The organism is Anaerosporobacter sp., from assembly GCF_965301125.1.
The window spans coordinates 5,124-8,361 of record NZ_CBDLAM010000107.1 but is presented as its reverse complement, the minus strand read 5'-3'; the positions used below and the strand labels follow the sequence as shown (position 1 = coordinate 8,361).

The window sequence follows — 3,238 nt, the reverse complement described above, 5'->3', positions numbered from 1 at the left end:
TTAGTAGCTAGATTTCTAATCTCTGTTGCTACTACAGCAAAACCTCTACCTGACTCCCCTGCTCTAGCTGCTTCTATAGAAGCATTAAGGGATAATAGGTTAGTTTGTTCCGAGATTTCATTAATTGCATTAACAATACTCTCAATAGAACGAGAATTCTCTTCAAGATTTTTCATACCTGCTGAAATTTCCTTCGTTATCTGCGAAGTTGCTTTCGCTTTATCATTAAGATTATTAACAATTGTAAGACCATCAGAAACTGTTTCTCTTGTATTCTCAAATAACCCATCCATCTCATTGGTTTCATCATATACTTTGTTAACCATATCTGACAATGTTGACATCTGTCTTAAGCAAGCATCTGTATCTAATACCTGTTTTGAGGCGCCAATTGCTACTTCGTTTACTGCAATGGATATATTCTTTGAAGATTCTAATACCATTGATGATGTATTTGATAAATCTTCTGCCGAAACGTTAACTCGATCACTAACCTCAGCAACTTCCTTAACAAGCTGTTGCATATTACTAATCATATTAGATAGACTATTCTCTAATATCTTAAACTCATCTTTACGCTTCGTTTTAAACGTAGCGGTTAAATCACCTTGTGCTACACTTTCCATTGTATCTTTCATATCACCGATTGCTTTACCAATTCCTCTTGCTAAAACAGTACCAATTATCAATGCAATAATAGATGAAACAATTGCAAATATAATACTTGCACTACCAATGGAAGTCGCATTCTTTAGAATCATACTTTTCGGTACCAAACTACACAGTACTAATTCCCCATCCTCTACCTGGCTATAGGTAAATAGATAGTTTTTACCATCTATTGTTACATATTCGTAACCAGTTTCTTCTTTTTGTAAGGCTTTATTGTAAAACTCTTGATTATAGAACACAGTATCCTCACCTACTTCTGATTCTGAGGAATATATCTCTATGCCGTCCTTTGTTACAAGAGAAGTTATTGAACCATTTTGATGAAAATTGTCTAACATTGTCTGAACATATTCATAGTCCATATCTGTTATTACATATGTATTACTCTTTATTGCTTCTTTTATGTACGTTATTGCGTAATTTTTTTCCTCTTTCTCATCAATTGGACCATGTGAACCATACCAACCCTCTTTTGTACTATCTCCCTCCACTAACTCTGTAGAAGCTAACAGTTCGTATGCTGAATCCTTAATTCTATCTTTACCATTAATAATTGAGTTTTTATCGTCATCTAATATAATGATATTTCTTATCCCCTCTATAAGAGTGGTACTGGACACAACATCACTCTTTAGGTCACGTAGATACGCTAAACCCTCAGCTGTATTCCCATTATTCCTATTATAGTAGTACTCAAAATTACTATTTGTGATTATCTTTACTGTTTGAGTTGCAACTTCTTCAAATATACTATTCATATATCTAGCATTTGCTCCCAATGTTTCAGAAGAAGAACTCTCATAATTCTTAATGATTGCATCTGAAGCTAAGTTATATGATATAATTCCCAACGATATTATCAATATAACTGGTGCAACAAAACCCATTAATAAAACAGTACGTAATTTCCTTTGCCTTGTTTTTTTATTCGTAATTTCATTTTCCCCCCCTAATTTAGGGATTCTCATTACCCTTTGAATTCCCTTTAATTTTGGAATTTCTTTTACTTCTTTGGTTCTCTTGAATTTTACTTTTGGTAATTTAAATTCTTGTTTTTGTTTTGAAATAACCTTCTTTAATTTTTTCATATACGTACACCTCAATAATTCATTTATTCAATCACTACAACAGTAACAGAACACTTCTCTTACATATTGAGTCTATATATATGACAATTTGAATCATATATATCGTCTATTATAACATATATTACTTATCTCCGCTATTAGTTTATTCAAAAAACTAATAAAAAAGTTATCAATCAATAATATTATAATTGTATATAAGAAATATATAGTCAGTATTTCTTGTTAATTTTCACAAAAAAATTCTGTAAGCTAGACAATTTTATAAATGTCTAACTTACAGAATTTTATCTCAGTTCTATAAGTCCTTTTAGAAGCAACGGCCTGTTTCTTTCTTTGGACAATTCTCTAAAACCTTACCTGATTGACAATGATAGCATACTTCATTAGTTAATGGTTTATCTCCAAAGAATTCATCTAGATTATCAATGGTAACCTTAGCAATGTTCTCTAATGCTTCATTTGTTAAGAATGCTTGGTGCGACGTCAATAATACATTTGGTTTTGATACAAGAAGGGATAGCATATCATCTTTCATAATTGTACCAGACAGATCTTCGAAGAAATAATCAGCTTCTTCTTCATATACATCAAGACCGGCGCCTGCTACTGTTCCATCATTCAACGCTTCTAGTAAAGCTTCTGTTTCAATTAAAGCACCACGAGAGGTATTAACAATATATACACCCTTCTTCATCTTTGAGAACGCATCGTTTGATAATATATGTTTTGTCTGCTCTGTTAATGGACAATGTAATGAAATAATGTCACTTTCGCGGAACAAAGTATCTAAATCTACGTATTCAAGATCTGTATTCTTAGCAGGATATAAATCATAAGCAATTACATGCATACCAAAACCACGACAAATTTGAATAAATGTTTGTCCAATCTTTCCTGTTCCAATTATACCAATAGTCTTACCATATAAATCCATACCTGTCAATCCACTTAAACTAAAGTTAAAGTCTCTTGTACGATTATATGCTTTATGAATCTTACGGTTAACTGCTAATAAAAGTGCAGCCGCATGTTCTGCCACCGCATGTGGTGAATATGCTGGTACACGAACAACATGAACCTTACCGTAAGCTGCTTTAAAATCAACATTACTGTAACCTGCACAGCGCATAGCGATTACTTCAATTCCAAGCTCATGTAGTTTATCTACTGTCTCTTTGTTGATATCATCATTTACAAATGCACAAACTCCTTGGCAGCCTTTAGCAAGCTCTACGGTTTCTTCATTCAATCTGCTCTCAATAAATTTGAACTTATAATCTGTTCCTAACTTTTCAAGCCATTCTTTATCATATGATTTCGTATCATACACTGCTATTTTATTCATAATTTTATCCTTCTTTCTAAACTATAACCCTTATTCTATTTCATTTTACTAATGTGTTTTAAATGCTATTCTAACTCATCAAAATCAAATGCTGCTGCTTTGGTATAATTAGTGACGTTTGCTTCAAAGAAGT

At 32.3% G+C, this 3,238-nt stretch carries 2 protein-coding genes; both read right to left on the bottom strand.

Annotated features, from left to right (window positions below):
• Positions 1-1,760, bottom strand: a 1,760-nt coding sequence (locus ACW2QF_RS12220; protein ID WP_455716283.1) for a methyl-accepting chemotaxis protein, incomplete at its 3' end; no start/stop codon positions are given.
• Positions 1,761-2,067: 307 nt separating this feature from the next.
• Positions 2,068-3,105 (bottom strand): 2-hydroxyacid dehydrogenase, encoded by a 1,038-nt coding sequence (locus ACW2QF_RS12215; RefSeq protein ID WP_455716282.1) that lies wholly within the window; start codon positions 3,103-3,105, stop codon positions 2,068-2,070.
• Between the last annotated feature and the right edge of the window lie 133 nt (positions 3,106-3,238).